Genomic DNA, 15,883 nt, shown 5'->3' with positions numbered 1-15,883 from the left:
GAATTGATTTGAGCAGTTTCTTCATTCCTATCTGCCTCTTTGAATCATTCGCGATCAGAACATCGCGGTCGGATCGAAGTTTACGGCGATCTCGGACCAAACATCGGCTTTGCCGGCCGGCAATTGGAGCCCTTGCTGGTCACAGATTTGCACGGCGCGCACCGCGCTGTTGTCGAATGCGCGGTTGCCGCTCGATTCTTCCACGCGCGGGCGACCGTCGAGCTTGCCGCTGGAATCGACGTTGAACGCCACCTTTACGCGCAGGCCTTCGCCGCCCTCGGCGCCTGCCGGAATAGTCCAGCATCCGCTTAACTGCTCACGCAACGCATCTTCCTCGCCGCGCGAAAGCTTGGCACCCTGATTCTGCTTGCCGCCAAGCGATGCTTCCTGACTGGAACGCTTTGCACCGCCTCCGGCCGTTTTTTCCTTGCTCAGCAACGCAGCGACTTCATCTTCGCTGAATTCACTATCTTCGGCCTTTGGCTTGGACGCCGCCTCTTTCACCGGCTTCTCAGATGTCTTGCGATCGGGGGCCTTGGCAGTCTGCGCCTCCGCTGGCCTTGGCTTCGCTTCGGGTGCCGGTGCGTTGTCAGGCAGCTTGACGGCTTCCTCGACAGGCTTTGAATCGGCAATTGTTTCCGCGATGGAGTCCGTCGTTAACGGCTGCGCCTCCGCTACCTTTTCTGCGGGTTGTTCGGCCGGCTTAGGCTCGGCCTGCTTTTCCGGCTTTGGGTCCGGCTGAGGCTGCTTCACCGGGTCAGGCTTGACCTCTTCCTTCGGCTGCTCTGTCTGCGCAACCTCAGTGGCCGGAACCGGCTTTGGTTTCTCGGTCTTCTGAACTTCTTCCTTTTTGACAGGCTCTTCCGGCTTGGGCTCAGGCTTTGGAGCCTGCGCTGATTCTACCGGCTTCGGCTTCGCGTCAGGAATTGGCGGCTTTTCAGTATCGACTTCATTGTCGCCGATCTTCTGCGCATCCGGCACAGTGTCTGGTCGCGATGTCGGCATAGGCGCAGGCCTTTCCGCCATAGGCGCTTTCTTGTCGCCGACCTGCACCTGCGCTAGTTCCTCCACCGGTACGATATCCACCGAGACGGATTCAACCGACGCATCCATGGAGCGCGGCGAGGACAATGACACAAGTCCCAAGCCGAGAAGCACGGCGTGCATTACAACAGAACTTGTGAGACTGCTTTTCATAACCCGCTTCAGGAACCCTGCTGCGGAAGGCCAACGAGGCCGATATTCTTGTAACCGGCCGAACTGATTTCAGCCATCACGCCCATGATCGTGCCATAATCGGCAGTCTTATCGCCACGGATAAGGATACGCTCGTCATAACCGGTCTTCGCGATTGCTGCGAGTTTGGAAGCCACTTCACCGAGCGGATAGGATTCGTCGCCGATCCAGATTTCGCCCTCCCGGTTGACCGAAACTTCAAGTGGCTTGGTTTCAGCCGCAGTCGTTGCAGCGTTAGCCTTCGGCAGGTCGATAGGAACCGTCGAGGTCAACAGCGGCGCAGCCACCATGAAAATGATGAGCAGCACGAGCATTACGTCCACCAGCGGCGTAACATTTATCTCCGACATCAGGCCGTGATGGCGGCCACGGCGTCTATGACCCCGGCCACCTCGACCCGCCCCACCTGCAGACATACCCATGATCGTCTATCCAATCCGCTCCAGTTAGGCGGCTGCCCTTGGAGCAACTTTCTCATCGATTTGGCGCGACAGTATGGCAGAGAACTCGTCCGCAAAGCCTTCCATGCGCACGCCGAGCTTGCCGACATCCGATGACAGCTTGTTGTAGGCAATAACCGCCGGAATGGCCGCCAGCAGGCCAATCGCGGTAGCAAGAAGCGCTTCCGCGATGCCGGGCGCAACGACAGCCAGGTTGGTCGATTTCGAACCGGCAATAGCCTGGAATGATGTCATGATACCGACCACCGTTCCGAACAAGCCGATGAAGGGAGCCGCAGAACCAATGGTGGCAAGGAAGCCGAGACGGCTTTCCAGCCGCTCCATCTCCCGCGTCAACGCAAGATCCATCGCCTTGTCGATGCGCGTCTGCAGCCCGATAGGCGACTTTGCGCCCTTCTCAAAAGACTTCTTCCATTCGCGCATGGCGGCAACGAAAATCGCGCCCATGCCGGTCGTCGTGCGATCAGCCAAAGTGCGATAAAGCTCTTCGAGCGATTGCCCGGACCAGAAAATTTGCTCAAAACGATCAAGCGCCGAGCGCATGCGGGCATAGGCGAATATTTTGTCGAAAACGATTGCCCATGTCCAGACAGACGCGCCCAGCAGTCCGATCATCACCAGTTTGACGACCCATCCAGCCTGCCAGAACAAGCTCCAGACCGACAATTCCGCGCCTGTCGCCGCGAGAGGAAGTTGTTCCATCTTTGTGTCCCTAAAGAAACAGCCCCGCAATATGGGCGCTGCGCCGTCTTTCCCTGTCTGGCCGCAACCAACCGGACATGCTTCGGAAAGCGTGTTTCGCGGCCTTTTCACGGCGAAATTTGGTGAAAGGAAGGCATACGGATTGCATGCAACCTTTCGGTTTTCCCTTAATGGACCGTTATGGTTAACGATACGTTAGAAAAGTCAGGAGGTTAGCGGGCGGTCGCCCGGCAAAAATGCCGCAACCCACTCCCTGGGAAAGCGCCGTGGCCGACCCGTTTCACCGATAATCGCGGCCTCGACTCGCGCTTCCACCAGCACTTCCTCGCCGCGCAATAGACGCTGCGCCATAAATATGCGCGCGCCCGATAATTCAGCTACATGTGTTTCGACCGTAATGATGTCGTCGATGCGGGCAGGCGTGCGGAAATCAATCTCCATGCGCCGTACGACCCAGACGATCTTTTCACCGTGCTTTCCGTCGTGCAATTCGGTGTGATGCACCCCGCAAAGCCGCAGAAAGTCGGAACGCCCACGCTCCAGAAATTCCAGATAGCGCGCGTGATAAACCACACCCGAAAAATCCGTATCGGCATAATATACCCGCGCGAGCAATCGGTGCGTGCCCCTGTCGAGCACGCCAGTCAGCGCAAGATCACTGCCGGAAACACTCACTTTCACTCTTCCTGAAACAAATTGATTTGCTGCTGCACGAATTCCTTCGGCGGGTCTATACCGAGATGCCGCCATGCATTGGCCGTCAAAACACGACCACGCGGCGTTCTCTGAATAAAGCCCTGCTGGATCAGATACGGCTCGATAATATCCTCAATTGCATCGCGCGGCTCAGACAAGCCCGCCGCAATCGTCTCAATGCCCACCGGCCCGCCGCCGAAATTCGATGCGATCATCGTGAGGTAGCGGCGGTCGAGTTGATCCAGCCCAAGCTGATCGACCTCCAGCCGCGACAGCGCTTCATCAGCGATACGGCGATCCACTTTCTCCACACCCGCCACCGATGCAAAGTCGCGCACGCGCCGCAGCAGCCGTCCGGCAATGCGCGGCGTACCCCGTGCGCGTCGCGCAATTTCCACCGCGCCGTCATCACCCATCGGCATGCCCAGAATACGCGCGCCGCGTCTTACGATCAGTTCCAGCTCTTCGACGGTATAGAAGTTCAGCCGCACGGGAATGCCAAAACGGTCCCGCAGCGGATTCGTAATGAGGCCCAGGCGCGTCGTCGCCGCAACCAACGTGAACTTCGCCAGATCAATTTTCACCGAGCGCGCCGCAGGCCCTTCGCCGATGATGAGATCGAGTTGATAGTCCTCCATCGCGGGATAGAGAATTTCCTCGACCGCCGGACTTAGCCGGTGAATCTCGTCGATAAACAGTACATCGCGCTCCTCGAGATTCGTCAGCAGTGCTGCGAGGTCGCCCGCCTTCGCGATAACCGGCCCAGATGTTGATCTGAAATTAACGCCCATCTCTCGCGCCATGATTTGCGCGAGCGTCGTCTTTCCGAGACCGGGCGGCCCGACAAACAACACATGGTCCAACGCTTCGCCACGCTGCTTGGCTGCTTCCACGAACACTTTGAGATTGGCGCGCGCTGCTGCCTGCCCGACGAAATCGTCAAGCGTCTGCGGACGAAGTGTCTGGTCGACATCCTCGGTGCGCTTTTCTGATGAGATCAGGCGTGGCGCTGTGTTCATGGCCGTGTCCTCGCACGGCAAACTCTGCATAACAAGACAGAACTCAACGCGCCAATTCCTTCAGCCCCAAGCGGATAAGCTTTGCCGAATCCGCACCCTCTCCCGCCTCCTTGATCGCCGCCGCAACCGCGTTCGCGGCAATGTCGCGAGAGTAGCCAAGGTTCGCGAGTGCGGACACGGCATCGGCAACCGGCGACGGCGCAACGCCCTCACCCAGCGCTTGCTTCAATCCAATCGTCCCGCTCGCCTCGCCGGAATAGGCCGGAGCCTTGGCTTTCAATTCCGTCACGATACGCTCCGCGACCTTCTTGCCAACGCCCGGCGCACGGCTCACCATCGCAATGTCGCGCAGTGCAATTGCATTGGCCAAATCACCGGGGGAAAGCGTCGAAAGAACAGCCAGCGCGACCTTCGCACCAACCCCCTGCACATTGTTCATGAGCAGACGGAACCATTCCCGCTCCAGCGAGGACTGAAACCCATAAAGCCGTATCATGTCCTCGCGAACATAGGTTTCGATGAACAAGGTCACTGCTTCACCGGACCCCGGCAGCGCCGACAAAGTTCGCGTCGAGCAATAGGCGACGTAACCCACGCCATGCACGTCTACCGTGCAATGATCATCCTCGATCTCGTCAACCGACCCCTTGAGTTTTCCAATCATGATGCCGCGCCCCTACCCCGCCACGGCCGCAGCGAGACGGCCCTGCACGCTCTGGCGATGATGCGCGTGGCAGATCGCGATTGCCAGCGCGTCAGCCGCATCATCCGTATCGAACGTAGCTTTGGGCATCAGAACCTTGACCATCATCACGATCTGCCCCTTCTCGCCCTTGCCGACGCCAATCACAGCCTTTTTAACCGCATTGGGCGCATATTCCGCAACAGCGAGCCCACCGAGCGCAGGCACAAGCATCGCCACGCCACGTGCCTGTCCAAGCTTCAGCGTGGCCGAGGCATCACGGTTGACGAAGGTGTTCTCCACAGCAGCCTCTTCCGGCTCATGGCGGCGCATCACATCCACAAGCCCGTCATGCAACTGACAGAGTCGCGCGGCCAGCGCCGCCTTCTCGTCGGAACGAACCGTTCCCGACGCCACAAAGCGAAGTGAATTGCCAATAGCCTCTATGACACCCCAACCGGTGCGTCTCAGGCCGGGATCAATCCCAATGATGCGAATCGCGCGCTGCATGCCGAATTATCCCCTTTGGGGCGTGGCATGCCAGCGAAATGTGAACAAACCAGAAACATTTAGGTGGAAATCATCCGCGACCGAATGCAGTTTTCAGCAAAAGTATCTGATCGGAAACGGGATTGCCGCGTCTGTTCAGCGTCTGCTCGGTGGTTTGGCCGTAAATTTCCTCATCCATCCGGCGCACTCGCGCCTGCAATCGCAGCGAAAGGTCGACCAGTTCACGAAATTCGTCCGGCAATTCCGTCCAGCCAAGCGTCTCTTGATGTGCCGAGGGCGTATCCAGCCGGACCTTGGATTTCTCCGAGGCCACCTGATCGCGCGTCATCTCGCCCGAATTGAACGCTCGCTGAAGCAGCAGCCATGACGCCACCTGCATCAGCCGCGTCGTGAGTCGCATGGATTCAGCAGCGTATAATGTAGCGGCCGGACGAGACAGGCCCTTGGCCGCCGCTCTCCCGCGTCCATCGAGATATTCGGCTGTGCGCTCAACCAGCGCCATTCCCTCATTGTAAAGTGGCTTGAAAGAGTCCGAATGCAGCCTGCGTTCAGCCAGCCGAACGGTCTTCGCGGCTTCCCTGGAAACCTCATTCATACCGGCGCCCCTGCCGTTGATTTTTTCATTGTTCCGCCAGCCATTGTTTTTCCTCGCGCCTGTCGAACGATCAAGCGTATGCGGGCGAAGATGCGCCGTAGATCACCGGTTGGCAAGATTATGTTTAATAAAGGGTTAACGCGCCTTTTGCCCAAAAAAAGAGCCGCGGGAGGGGCGGCTCTCAGGAGTCTAACAGGGAGGCGTCAAACAAAGTGGTCCAAACCACTCGGTAAGAATCCAGATCACTGGATGGCCTCACTATGCACAGGTGAAGCTTAACAAGGTGTTAAAGAGTCAAGGAATCTTTAAACAGAGTGTGTCAGCACGCTTCACTTTGCTAATATTAGATTCAATTTTGATTGAATTTTCATGCCGCGCGAGCCATCTCCCGCAGGCGGAATTTCTGGATCTTTCCGGTCGAAGTCTTGGGAATTTCCGCGAAAATAACCGCCTTCGGGCATTTGAACCGCGCCAGCAAGGTGCGGCAATGCTCGATAATCTCCCCTTCGGTTGCGGTGCGCCCCGGCTTCAACTCCACATATGCAATAGGCACCTCGCCCCATTTGTCGTCCTGCCGTGCAACGACACCGCATGATGCGACAGCCGGGTGCTTGTAAAGCGCATCTTCCACTTCGATTGAGGAAATGTTCTCGCCGCCCGAAATGATGATGTCCTTCGAGCGATCCTTGAGCTGGATATATCCGTCCGGATGCATGACGCCGAGGTCGCCAGAATGGAACCAACCGCCGAAAAACGCCTCATCCGTCGCTTTCGGATTCTTGAGATAGCCCTTCATTACGATATTGCCGCGGAACATCACCTCGCCGATGGTTTCCCCATTGGATGGAGTCTCCTGCATGGTTTCAGGGTCCCGCACGGTCAAATCTTCAAGCGCGGCATAGCGCACGCCCTGCCGCGCTTTCTTTGCTGTGCGCGCTGGGCGGTCGAGTTCATCCCATTCCGAATGCCACTCATTGACCACAGCCGGTCCATACGTCTCGGTCAATCCGTAAAGATGCGTAACCGCGAAACCCGCGTCAGCCATGCCCGCCAGCACTGCCTCCGGCGGCGGCGCAGCAGCGGTATTGAAGCTCACCGTCTGCGAAAACTCCCGCTTGTCCTGATCCGGTGCGTTCAGCAGCGTCGACATCACAATTGGCGCACCGCACAGGTGGGTAACGCCGTAATCCGCAATCGCATCATACATTGCCTTGGCCCGCACCCATCGCAAGCAGACATGCGTACCCGCCTGTACCGCAAGCGTCCAGGGGAAGCACCAGCCGTTGCAATGGAACATGGGCAGCGTCCAGAGATAGACGCAATGTTTGCCCATCTGCGCATGGATCGTGTTGGTGTAGGCCATCAGCGCCGCGCCACGATTGTGATAGACGACACCTTTCGGATTTCCGGTGGTGCCGGACGTATAATTCAGCGAGATCGCATCCCATTCATCGTCAGGCATCGACCATTTGAAGTCCTCGTCGCCGGAAGCGACAAAATCCTCATAGTCGAGCGTGCCGATTCGCTCGCCCTTCGGATAGGGTGCGTCATCCGCATATTCTGGATCGTCGAAGTCGATCACCAACGGCTTCACTTCGGCCATGTCCAGCGCCTGGCGCATAACGCCTGAAAACTCACGATCCACGATCACGACCTTCGACTCGGCATGATCGAGTTGGAATGCCAGCACCGCCGCATCGAGCCTTGTGTTGAGGCTATGCAGCACGGCTTTCACCATCGGCACACCGAAATGCGCCTCGAGCATCGGCGGCGTGTTGGAAAGCATCACCGTAACCGTGTCGCCCTTGCCTATCCCGTATTTGGCCAGCGCGGAGGCCAATTTCAGCGACCGCTTCCAGAACTCGCCATAGCTGATCTGCGCTTTGCCGTGAATGATCGCCACATGATCTGGAAATGTGCGGGCTGCTCGTTCCAGATAGGAGATTGGGGTCAGCTGCTGATAATTTGCGGCATTCTTGTCGAGATGCATGTCATAGGCACTGGACATATCGGGGCTCCTGAAGCTTCCTCTCCATAGCGAAGCGTCGGCAAACAGTCATCAGGACAAATGATGTAGGCCAAACGGGTCTGTTCAACGGGCGGCGCATGGCCTATGCCGCATTACCACCACGATCCGGCTGCAAAGCCCGAGCGAGAACATGACCGACATGACCATACCGAACCGTTGCCGCCTTGTTTTGATCTTGCCGCATGAAGCGGATACCGCCCGCCTTGCGCAAAAACTGGAGGCGGCGTTGAGCGGTGGCGATGTGGCGTCCGTGATCCTGCCTGACTACGGTATGGACGATGCGTCCTTCCAGCGTCACGCGGCCCAGCTTGTGCCAGTCGCACAGGCGGTGGGCGCGGCAATCATATTGAGTGGGGACACACGCATTGCCGCCCGCCTTGGCGCAGATGGCGTTCACATCGAAGGTGGGCGCGAGGTGCTGGACGATGCCATCGACCGCCTTCAAGACAAGATGGCTGTCGGTGCTGGCGGCGCCAAAACCCGCGACGATGCGCTCGACCTTGGCGAAGCCCGCCCCGATTACATCTTCTTCGGCCGTTTCGGCTACGACACCAAGCCGGAGCCGCATAATCGCAATCTGACTCTCGGCAAATGGTGGGCGGAGATGATCGAGATACCGTGTGTTGTCATGGGCGGCTCGGAAGTTGAAAGTGTTCGGACGGTTGGCGAAACCGGTGTGGAATTCGTTGCGCTGTCGCAGGCGGTGTTTGGCGCAGCCGATCCTGCCGCGGCCGTGGCTGCTGCCAACTCCCTGCTGGACGAGCACGCCCCGAGCTTTGGAGAAGTCGCGTAATGCGCGGCACGCTTGCATATGCTCTTCTTGCAGCCGCGCTGGTTGGCAGCGCCCATGCGCAGGAAGCGCCGCAAGCGCCCGCATCATCCGTCGATCCTTCCCGTTTTGGCGATTCAATCGAACCGAAGGACGCTATCGGCAAGCCGCCGGTCACGATCCTGAAATCCAAGGGTATCACACCACAAGCTGATGAAGATGGTGGCGGATCAATCAACCCTTCTCGCTTCGGGCAGCGCAAGCCCGACGAAGCCTATGGCGCGTTTCAGCGTGGCCTTTACAAGACGGCGTATAACCTCGCCTTGCCCCGCGCAGAAAAGGGAGAGGGAGCCGCGCAAGCGCTTGTCGCGGAAATTGTCTCGCGTGGGTTAGGCGTTCCTGCAGACGCAAAAGCCGCCGCAAAATGGTATGAAAAAGCTGCCGAAAACAAAGTCCCGGAAGCGCAGTTCCAATATGCCTTGCTCCTGCTCGACGGCAAAACCGTAACGCGGGACACCGCGAAAGCGCAGCTAATGCTGGAAGAGGCGTCGAAAGCGGGCAACCCGCTGGCGCAGTTCAACCTTGCCCAGTTGTATATTCAAAATGATCGCGGGCCGGAGGGTCTTAAAAAAGCTGTTCCCTATTACCGCACAGCAGCCGAAGCCGGATTGCCCGACGCTCAATATGCAATGTCGCAGGTTTACGCCAACGGCGCTGGTGGCATTACCAAGGATGACAAGCAGGCCAGGCATTGGCTCACGCTTGCGGCACGCCAGGGGTATGATACCGCGGAAATAGACCTCGGAACCTGGCTCGTGGATGGGCGCGGCGGCGATCGCGACGCCAACACCGGCTTCCGTTGGCTCAAGCAGGCCGCGGACGGCGGAAACATCGCCGCCATGAACCGTGTTGCCAAGCTTTACATGCAGGGCATCGGCACTGAGCCCAATTCTATCGACGCTGCCGCATGGTACTTTCTGGCGCGGCGTGCCGGGCTGCAAGACTATGAGATGAATGATTTTCTGGCCGGCCTGACAGACGACGAACTCAAGAAGGCTCTCGAACGGGCAAACCGCCTGCGTTGATGTTCAGTGCGTTCTGCCTTGCCACAATTGCGAAATTGTGGTCTTAGGCGCGCCAACGGCGCTTCCGCGCACCAATTTCTTTCCGAAAGCAAGACTGATGGCCAAGATCAATGGCAATGAAATCCGTCCCGGCAACGTCATCGAGCATGATGGCGGCTTGTGGGTTGCTGTAAAGTGCAACCACGTGAAGCCCGGCAAGGGCGGCGCTTACAATCAGGTCGAACTCAAGAACCTGATCAACGGCACCAAGCTCAATGAGCGCTTCCGCTCCGCCGAAACCGTTGAACGCGTCCGTCTCGAGCAGAAGGATTTCTCCTTCCTCTACGAGCAAGGCGACTCGCTGGTGTTCATGGACACTGAATCCTATGAGCAGCTGGAGCTGCTGAAAGATTTCGTAGGCGACCGCGCCGCCTTCCTGCAGGACGGCATGATGGTCACTGTCGAAATGTATGAAGAGAAGCCCATCGGCATCTCGCTCCCCGATCAGGTAACGTTGACGATCACCGAAGCCGATCCGGTCGTGAAGGGCCAGACTGCTGCTTCGTCCTACAAGCCTGCAGTTCTGGAAAACGGCATTCGCGTTCTCGTTCCACCGTTCATCGCATCGGGCGAGCGCATCGTGGTCGACACGAACGAACTCACCTATTTGCGCCGCGCAGACTGATTTTTCACGGCGTAACGGAAGACATACAATATGGCTCGCTCGGCACTTCTCAACGTGATGGTTCAGGCAGCCATGAAGGCAGGCCGCTCGCTGTCACGCGACTTTGGTGAGGTGCAGAACCTTCAGGTTTCCATGAAGGGGCCGGGAGACTATGTCAGCCAGGCCGACCGCAAGGCTGAGGAAATCATCTTTCAGGAGTTGAGCAAGGGCCGACCCGGCTACGGCTTCCTGATGGAAGAGCGTGGCGTGGTCGAAGGCGATGACGGCCAGCATCGCTGGCTGGTCGATCCGCTCGACGGCACAACCAATTTCCTGCACGGCCTGCCCATGTTCTCCGTGTCAATCGCGCTGGAGCGTCAGGGTCAGATCGTTGCGGCGGTGATCTACAATCCCGCAATGGATGAGCTTTACACCGCTGAACGCGGCGGCGGCGCCTTCCTTAATGACAGGCGCTTGCGCGTTGCTGGAAGGCGTGCCCTCTCCGATACGGTCATCGGCACCGGCGTCCCGCATCTTGGCCGCGGGCATCATGGCAAATATCTGGTCGAACTTCGCAATGTGATGGCCGAAGTTTCCGGTATTCGCCGCTACGGCTCCGTCGCGCTGGATCTCGCCTATGTCGCCGCTGGCAGGCTCGATGGTTTCTGGGAGGCTGGCTTGTCAGCGTGGGATATCGCTGCGGGCATCCTCCTTGTCAGGGAAGCTGGTGGCTTTGCCTCCGACCTTGAGGGCGGGCAGGATATGCTCGAAACGGGCGGCATCTGCGCTGGCAACGAACTGATCCACCGCGCTCTGCTGAAAACAGTTCGCCTGCCGTACCAGCCGTCCTGAGTGCCGCTTTGCCCTCAATGAGTTGGGGGCAAATAAGCAATGTCTTTCAATTGCCTTTGTCTTTCGGGTAAGCTTACCGACGATATACAGGATATGAACGGACCGGCGCATGGCTTTGTTGCAGGCTACGGAATCAGGCGAAGCGCGCAAGCACGCCTATCATAAGCTCTCGAGCCCGCAGCTTTTTCTGCTGTCGATGGTTGTGTTTCTGGCGATCGTTGCCTTCATTGCGATCATACTCACACGCCAGATTCAGACAGCGTTTGCGACCAATCCCGGCTTGAACGGACTGATTCTGGGTGTGCTGGTCGTTGGCATCCTGCTGGCCTTTGGCCAAATCATTCGGCTGTTCCGCGAAGTGCGCTGGGTCAATTCCTTCCGCGAAGGCACGGAAACCACCGAGCCGATCCTCCTCGCGCCCATGAAAGCCTTGCTTGGGCGCGCAAGTTCGAGCGGGTTCTCCGCAAGCTCCATGCGCACCATGCTCGATTCCATCGCAAACCGGCTGGACGAAAGCCGCGACATCTCGCGCTATCTCATCGGCCTGCTGGTGTTTCTCGGCTTGCTCGGCACTTTCTGGGGCCTGCTTGGCACCATCGGGGCAATCGGCTCCACAATCCAATCGCTGGATCCCGGTACTGGTGATGCAGCGTCTGTCCTCGATGCGCTCAAGGCGGGCCTCTCCGCGCCACTGTCCGGCATGGGCACCGCCTTTTCTTCCTCGCTGTTCGGTCTGTCCGGTTCTCTTGTGCTCGGCTTTCTCGATCTTCAGGCAGGTCGCGCGCAAAATCGCTTTTACACAGAGCTCGAAAACTGGCTCGCAACCGAGGCCGATCTTTCCTACGACGTCGCGTCGGGCAATGCCACGATCAGCAATTCCGACGACCTCAAAATTCTGACCGACCGCCTCCACAATCTGCAAGAAACTGGTGGTTCGAACCAGCGCGTCGCCACCGCAATGGCGAACCTTGCCGAAGGGATTTCGGCGCTCGTCAAAAACATGCGGCAAGAGCAACAGCTCATGCGCGATTGGGTTGAGCAGCAATCCGACGAGCAGAAGGCGATGCGCGAGACGCTCGAAAAAATCGCCGTTGCGCTCAAGGAAAGGGAGCGCGGCTAAATGGCACTCGCGCGAGGGCGCTCGGAGCGCCGCGTCGATTACTGGCCGGGCTTTGTCGATGCGCTGTCGACCCTGCTTCTTTCGATCATGTTCCTGCTGTCGGTGTTCGTGCTGGCGCAGTTTCTGCTGTCGCGCGAAATCAGCGGCAAGGACGAAGTGCTGAACCGCCTCAATTCGCAGATCAACGAGTTGACACAACTCCTGGCTCTTGAGCGCTCAAACTCGCAAGACACGCTGGACCAGCTTGCCAATCTGCAAGCGTCCCTTTCCGCATCCGAGTCGGAGAAAAGCCGCCTCCAGCAATTGCTCTCGCAAGGCGCGGGCGACGATCAGCAGGCGCAGGCGCGCATCGGCACGCTCACCGGCGAGCTCGACAATGAAAAGCAGCTTAGCCAGCGCGCCATGTCGCAGGTCGAGCTTTTGAACCAGCAGATCGCCGCGCTGCGCAAGCAGATCGGCGCGCTGGAAGATGCACTGGACGCGTCTGAAAAGCGCGACCAGGAGTCCAACACCAAAATCGCGGACCTCGGCAAGCGACTGAACGTGGCGCTGGCGCAGCGCGTGCAGGAGCTCAATCGCTATCGCTCAGACTTCTTCGGGCGGCTGCGCGAAATCCTCTCCGACCGCGACAATATCCGCATTGTGGGCGACCGCTTTGTATTCCAGTCGGAAGTGCTTTTCCCGGTTGGGGCCGAAACGATCAACCCAGCGGGCGAAGCTGAGATGAAAAAGCTCGCCGCTGCTATCATCGAGTTGCAGCGCGAGATCCCGCCCGAGATCAATTGGGTTCTTCGCGTCGATGGCCACACCGACAATGTCCCGCTTTCCGGCACCGGCCGGTTCAAGGACAATTGGGAATTGTCATCAGCGCGTGCGACCGCGGTCGTGAAGTTCCTCATCGCAAATGGGGTCCCGGCAAACCGGCTTGTCGCTGCTGGCTTCGGCGAATTTCAGCCGCTCGATCCAGCCGACACGGACGAGGCGCGCGCCCGCAACCGCCGCATCGAACTGAAGCTCACGGAGCGCTGACATGCATTGGCGATTGGTCTTGGCCGCGTGCATCTTTGCTTTGCCCGCCAAGGCTGATCCAACGCACTGGATCGGCGACACCGTCGCGCTGCGCATCATGGAGCGCGGCATAATCTGCAGCGCCGGACCAATCTCCCTCAGCCTCGATGGAGACGCGTTGAAAGCCAAATTGACAGCCAGCGGAATCGAATTGTCCGGCGCATTAAAGTCCAACGAAACGCTCGAAATGAATGGGCGAAAGGGCGCGCGCATCTATAATTTCACAGGCAAGCGCGAGAAGGATTTACTGCGTGGCTCGTGGATAGATGCGGGCTCAGGCTGCGGCGGAACCTGGCGCGCCAAGCCAGACGATCAAGCGACCAAGGCAAACTGAGACCTTTCGCGCCATGCTCGCGAGACACGGCGAAACTGTGTCAATTGCGACCGGAACTCGATCATAAATCCTTGAAGCGAATTAATTATCCTTAATTTGCTCCCCGCCGCGAGAAGCCTAGATTCAGCAGCGGATCGGGATGCGCCGGCGGTTGAAACACCGCGACACGACGGACCGGACGATCCAGACAGCGACCCGCGCATTGGCGCGAACGGCTGAAAAGGAGACGCAATCATGCGCTCGAATTTAATCAAGGCGGGACTTGCCGCTATTCTTGTTTCTGGCTCTCTCGGTGCAGCATATGCGGCACCCGTAACCAGCCTCGTTGAACATGAAGCGCTCATCATGCAAGGCGTTTCGCATGTGGAAATTCCGGGTAAGAACCCCGAATATGGTTCGATGATGCGCCAAAATGCTGAGAGCCACACAATGCGGCACAGCCCGCTGCATCACGAATCCTGGCTCAATAACTCCTGAGTCGACAGAAAGCCGCGAGCCGAATGGCTCGCGGCGCTGCCTAGGCAGCAAAACCACTTGCTCAATATGCAGGACTCATATCCCCTCCGGTTTTCCAGATCACCGGAGCATGCATGTCTTTTCAAAAACTCGATGAACTCGGCCACAAGCTGGAAGCGCTGGAACACGCGCTCGCGATCCTTGGGGCGGATGAAGCAACGCACATGGCCGTCGGCGGCGGTGAGAAGCGCGCCGATGCAATGGCGGCGCTGGCCGGAATGCTGCACCGGCAAGCAAGCGCCCCCGAAATCGCAGACTGGATCGACGCTGCCGAAAATGAAGATTTGAACGACGACCAGCGCATCGCGCTCGCAGAGTTCCGTCGCCACTACACAAACCTCACCTGCCTGCCAGCCGAATTCGTGGAGCGGCAAACAAGCCAACGCCTGCGCAGCGAGCAGCTGTGGCGCGACCTTCGTGAGAAAAATGACTGGAAAAGCTTCCGGCCTGCTCTGGAAGGCATCGTCTCACTGGTTCGCGAAGAAGCAGCCATGCGAGCCTCAGTGCTCAAGCTCGATCCGTATGACGCGCTGATGGAGCAATATGATCCGGGCAATCGCGCAGCCGACATCACCCCCGTTTTCGACAAGCTGAAAACCTTCCTGAAAGACTTCGCGCCGCAGGCGCTCGCCATACAGGAACAGCGCGACGCCAAACGGCCGCGCAAGCCGCTTTCCGGCACCTATGCCATCGACAAGCAGCGCGCGCTCGGTCTGGCCATGATGGGCGCAGTCGGATTCGACTTCACGCATGGCAGTCTGTCCGTCTCGCACCATCCGTTCTGCGGCGGCGTGCCGACGGATGTGCGCATCACGACACGCTACAAGACGAGTGATTTCCTCTCGGCGCTCATGGGCGTGCTGCACGAAGCCGGCCATGCGCTTTACGAGCAAAACCTTCCGCACCAATGGGGCCACTGGCCACTTGGCCGCGCGCGCGGAATGGCCGTGCATGAAAGCCAAAGCCTGTTTGTCGAAAAGCAGCTTGGGCGCAACCCGGCCTTTTGGCGTTGGGCGCTTCCGGTCGTCGAACGCGAGCTAGGCGAAAACTGGTCGCTCGATGATATTCTGCCTTGGGTGCATCACGTCGAGCGCGGCCTCATCCGTGTTGACGCTGACGAAGTCACCTACCCGCTTCATGTCATCCTGCGTTACGAACTGGAGCAGGAGCTTGTCTCCGGTCGTCTTGAGGTCGCCGATCTACCCGAAGCGTGGGACGCGAAAATGCACGAATATCTCGGCCTCTCCACGCTCGACAATCCCGCCGATGGCCCTATGCAGGATGTACATTGGCCCGGCGCTGCATTTGGCTATTTCCCGTCCTATACGCTCGGCGCGCTGATGGCAGCGCAGCAATGGGCGGCGTTTGAAAAAGTACACCCCGCTGCAAATTCGGAAATCTCGGAAGGCCACTTTGAGGCCGTCAATGACTGGCGGCGAACCAACATCTGGTCGCAGGGTTCGCGCTATTCAACGCCCGAGTTGATAGAGCGCGCGACCGGCGAAAAGCTGGACGCGCGCTTCTTCATCGAACATTTGGAAAAGCGTTATGGCCAAGCCTAGAGCG

General features: G+C 58.6%; 18 protein-coding genes. 9 read left to right on the top strand and 9 right to left on the bottom strand.

From position 1 onward, the window contains the following. Window positions 1–54: 54 nt before the first annotated feature. The 9 genes from DY251_RS09500 to DY251_RS09460 form a co-directional block, all read right to left on the bottom strand. Entirely contained in the window at window positions 55–1,197 is a 1,143-nt protein-coding gene (locus DY251_RS09500) for an energy transducer TonB family protein (protein ID WP_116623648.1), read from the bottom strand. Between the two features lie 8 nt (window positions 1,198–1,205). Beyond that, entirely contained in the window at window positions 1,206–1,658 is a 453-nt protein-coding gene (locus DY251_RS09495; RefSeq protein WP_116623647.1) for an ExbD/TolR family protein, read from the bottom strand. Window positions 1,659–1,682: 24 nt separating this feature from the next. After that, a complete protein-coding gene (gene tolQ, locus DY251_RS09490) occupies window positions 1,683–2,399 on the bottom strand; it encodes a protein TolQ (protein ID WP_116623646.1) in 717 nt (238 codons plus the stop codon). 204 nt (window positions 2,400–2,603) lie between these two features. After that, window positions 2,604–3,074 (bottom strand): tol-pal system-associated acyl-CoA thioesterase, encoded by a 471-nt coding sequence (ybgC, locus tag DY251_RS09485; protein WP_245415909.1) that lies wholly within the window; start codon window positions 3,072–3,074, stop codon window positions 2,604–2,606. A gap of 2 nt (window positions 3,075–3,076) precedes the next feature. Next, the gene (gene ruvB / locus DY251_RS09480; protein WP_116623828.1) at window positions 3,077–4,114 is read right to left on the bottom strand and encodes a Holliday junction branch migration DNA helicase RuvB; all 1,038 of its coding nucleotides are present in this window, start codon (window positions 4,112–4,114) and stop codon (window positions 3,077–3,079) included. Window positions 4,115–4,157: 43 nt separating this feature from the next. Continuing rightward, on the bottom strand, window positions 4,158–4,778 hold the full coding sequence (gene ruvA / locus DY251_RS09475; protein WP_116623644.1) for a Holliday junction branch migration protein RuvA: 621 nt from the start codon (window positions 4,776–4,778) through the stop codon (window positions 4,158–4,160). Between the two features lie 12 nt (window positions 4,779–4,790). Beyond that, window positions 4,791–5,306, bottom strand: a complete 516-nt coding sequence (gene ruvC / locus DY251_RS09470) for a crossover junction endodeoxyribonuclease RuvC (protein WP_116623643.1) — start codon at window positions 5,304–5,306, stop codon at window positions 4,791–4,793. Window positions 5,307–5,376: 70 nt separating this feature from the next. Next, window positions 5,377–5,901, bottom strand: coding sequence for a protease adaptor protein RcdA (rcdA, locus tag DY251_RS09465; protein ID WP_116623642.1), 525 nt, complete (start codon window positions 5,899–5,901; stop codon window positions 5,377–5,379). A 367-nt stretch (window positions 5,902–6,268) separates the two neighbouring features. Continuing rightward, complete coding sequence (locus DY251_RS09460; protein ID WP_116623641.1) at window positions 6,269–7,909, bottom strand: acyl-CoA synthetase; 1,641 nt, start codon at window positions 7,907–7,909, stop codon at window positions 6,269–6,271. A 151-nt stretch (window positions 7,910–8,060) separates the two neighbouring features. Here DY251_RS09460 and DY251_RS09455 point away from each other — a divergent pair, with 151 nt between their 5' ends. The 9 genes from DY251_RS09455 to DY251_RS09415 all read left to right on the top strand — a co-directional run bounded on the left by DY251_RS09455 (window position 8,061) and on the right by DY251_RS09415 (window position 15,879). Next, window positions 8,061–8,723 (top strand): thiamine phosphate synthase, encoded by a 663-nt coding sequence (locus DY251_RS09455; protein ID WP_116623640.1) that lies wholly within the window; start codon window positions 8,061–8,063, stop codon window positions 8,721–8,723. After that, window positions 8,723–9,784 carry a tetratricopeptide repeat protein gene (locus DY251_RS09450; protein ID WP_116623639.1) on the top strand — a complete coding sequence of 354 codons (1,062 nt, stop codon included), beginning with the start codon at window positions 8,723–8,725 and terminating at the stop codon, window positions 9,782–9,784. The genes DY251_RS09455 and DY251_RS09450 overlap by 1 nt, the downstream gene beginning before the upstream one ends. 97 nt (window positions 9,785–9,881) lie before the next feature. Next, the gene (gene efp, locus DY251_RS09445; RefSeq protein WP_116623827.1) at window positions 9,882–10,448 is read left to right on the top strand and encodes an elongation factor P; all 567 of its coding nucleotides are present in this window, start codon (window positions 9,882–9,884) and stop codon (window positions 10,446–10,448) included. A gap of 30 nt (window positions 10,449–10,478) precedes the next feature. Further along, window positions 10,479–11,279 (top strand): inositol monophosphatase family protein, encoded by an 801-nt coding sequence (locus DY251_RS09440; protein WP_116623638.1) that lies wholly within the window; start codon window positions 10,479–10,481, stop codon window positions 11,277–11,279. Window positions 11,280–11,388: 109 nt separating this feature from the next. Further along, window positions 11,389–12,399, top strand: coding sequence for a MotA/TolQ/ExbB proton channel family protein (locus tag DY251_RS09435; RefSeq protein WP_116623637.1), 1,011 nt, complete (start codon window positions 11,389–11,391; stop codon window positions 12,397–12,399). Further along, window positions 12,400–13,428 (top strand): peptidoglycan -binding protein, encoded by a 1,029-nt coding sequence (locus DY251_RS09430; RefSeq protein WP_116623636.1) that lies wholly within the window; start codon window positions 12,400–12,402, stop codon window positions 13,426–13,428. It begins immediately after the preceding gene. Window position 13,429: 1 nt separating this feature from the next. Continuing rightward, entirely contained in the window at window positions 13,430–13,801 is a 372-nt protein-coding gene (locus DY251_RS09425) for a hypothetical protein (protein WP_137113616.1), read from the top strand. 234 nt (window positions 13,802–14,035) lie between these two features. Beyond that, window positions 14,036–14,278, top strand: a complete 243-nt coding sequence (locus tag DY251_RS09420) for a hypothetical protein (RefSeq protein WP_116623634.1) — start codon at window positions 14,036–14,038, stop codon at window positions 14,276–14,278. A 113-nt stretch (window positions 14,279–14,391) separates the two neighbouring features. Continuing rightward, window positions 14,392–15,879, top strand: a complete 1,488-nt coding sequence (locus tag DY251_RS09415; RefSeq protein ID WP_116623633.1) for a carboxypeptidase M32 — start codon at window positions 14,392–14,394, stop codon at window positions 15,877–15,879. Window positions 15,880–15,883 lie beyond the last annotated feature (4 nt).

It is taken from the genome of Mesorhizobium denitrificans (assembly GCF_003403035.1).
In the GTDB taxonomy this organism is placed as follows: domain Bacteria; phylum Pseudomonadota; class Alphaproteobacteria; order Rhizobiales; family Rhizobiaceae; genus Mesorhizobium_G; species Mesorhizobium_G denitrificans.
The sequence above is the reverse complement of the archived record's forward strand: the minus strand, read 5'-3'. Positions and strand labels throughout refer to the sequence as shown.

What these genes read in the sequence shown, in the direction of transcription:
- DY251_RS09500 (WP_116623648.1), bottom strand. Translation starts at nt 1,197, where the DNA reads ATGAAAAGCAGTCTCACAAGTTCTGTTGTAATGCACGCCGTGCTTCTC.
- DY251_RS09495 (WP_116623647.1), bottom strand. Translation starts at nt 1,658, where the DNA reads ATGGGTATGTCTGCAGGTGGGGCGGGTCGAGGTGGCCGGGGTCATAGA.
- tolQ (WP_116623646.1), bottom strand. Translation starts at nt 2,399, where the DNA reads ATGGAACAACTTCCTCTCGCGGCGACAGGCGCGGAATTGTCGGTCTGG.
- ruvB (WP_116623828.1), bottom strand. Translation starts at nt 4,114, where the DNA reads ATGAACACAGCGCCACGCCTGATCTCATCAGAAAAGCGCACCGAGGAT.
- ruvA (WP_116623644.1), bottom strand. Translation starts at nt 4,778, where the DNA reads ATGATTGGAAAACTCAAGGGGTCGGTTGACGAGATCGAGGATGATCAT.
- ruvC (WP_116623643.1), bottom strand. Translation starts at nt 5,306, where the DNA reads ATGCAGCGCGCGATTCGCATCATTGGGATTGATCCCGGCCTGAGACGC.
- rcdA (WP_116623642.1), bottom strand. Translation starts at nt 5,901, where the DNA reads ATGAATGAGGTTTCCAGGGAAGCCGCGAAGACCGTTCGGCTGGCTGAA.
- DY251_RS09460 (WP_116623641.1), bottom strand. Translation starts at nt 7,909, where the DNA reads ATGTCCAGTGCCTATGACATGCATCTCGACAAGAATGCCGCAAATTAT.
- DY251_RS09455 (WP_116623640.1), top strand. Translation starts at nt 8,061, where the DNA reads ATGACCGACATGACCATACCGAACCGTTGCCGCCTTGTTTTGATCTTG.
- DY251_RS09450 (WP_116623639.1), top strand. Translation starts at nt 8,723, where the DNA reads ATGCGCGGCACGCTTGCATATGCTCTTCTTGCAGCCGCGCTGGTTGGC.
- efp (WP_116623827.1), top strand. Translation starts at nt 9,882, where the DNA reads ATGGCCAAGATCAATGGCAATGAAATCCGTCCCGGCAACGTCATCGAG.
- DY251_RS09440 (WP_116623638.1), top strand. Translation starts at nt 10,479, where the DNA reads ATGGCTCGCTCGGCACTTCTCAACGTGATGGTTCAGGCAGCCATGAAG.
- DY251_RS09435 (WP_116623637.1), top strand. Translation starts at nt 11,389, where the DNA reads ATGGCTTTGTTGCAGGCTACGGAATCAGGCGAAGCGCGCAAGCACGCC.
- DY251_RS09430 (WP_116623636.1), top strand. Translation starts at nt 12,400, where the DNA reads ATGGCACTCGCGCGAGGGCGCTCGGAGCGCCGCGTCGATTACTGGCCG.
- DY251_RS09425 (WP_137113616.1), top strand. Translation starts at nt 13,430, where the DNA reads ATGCATTGGCGATTGGTCTTGGCCGCGTGCATCTTTGCTTTGCCCGCC.
- DY251_RS09420 (WP_116623634.1), top strand. Translation starts at nt 14,036, where the DNA reads ATGCGCTCGAATTTAATCAAGGCGGGACTTGCCGCTATTCTTGTTTCT.
- DY251_RS09415 (WP_116623633.1), top strand. Translation starts at nt 14,392, where the DNA reads ATGTCTTTTCAAAAACTCGATGAACTCGGCCACAAGCTGGAAGCGCTG.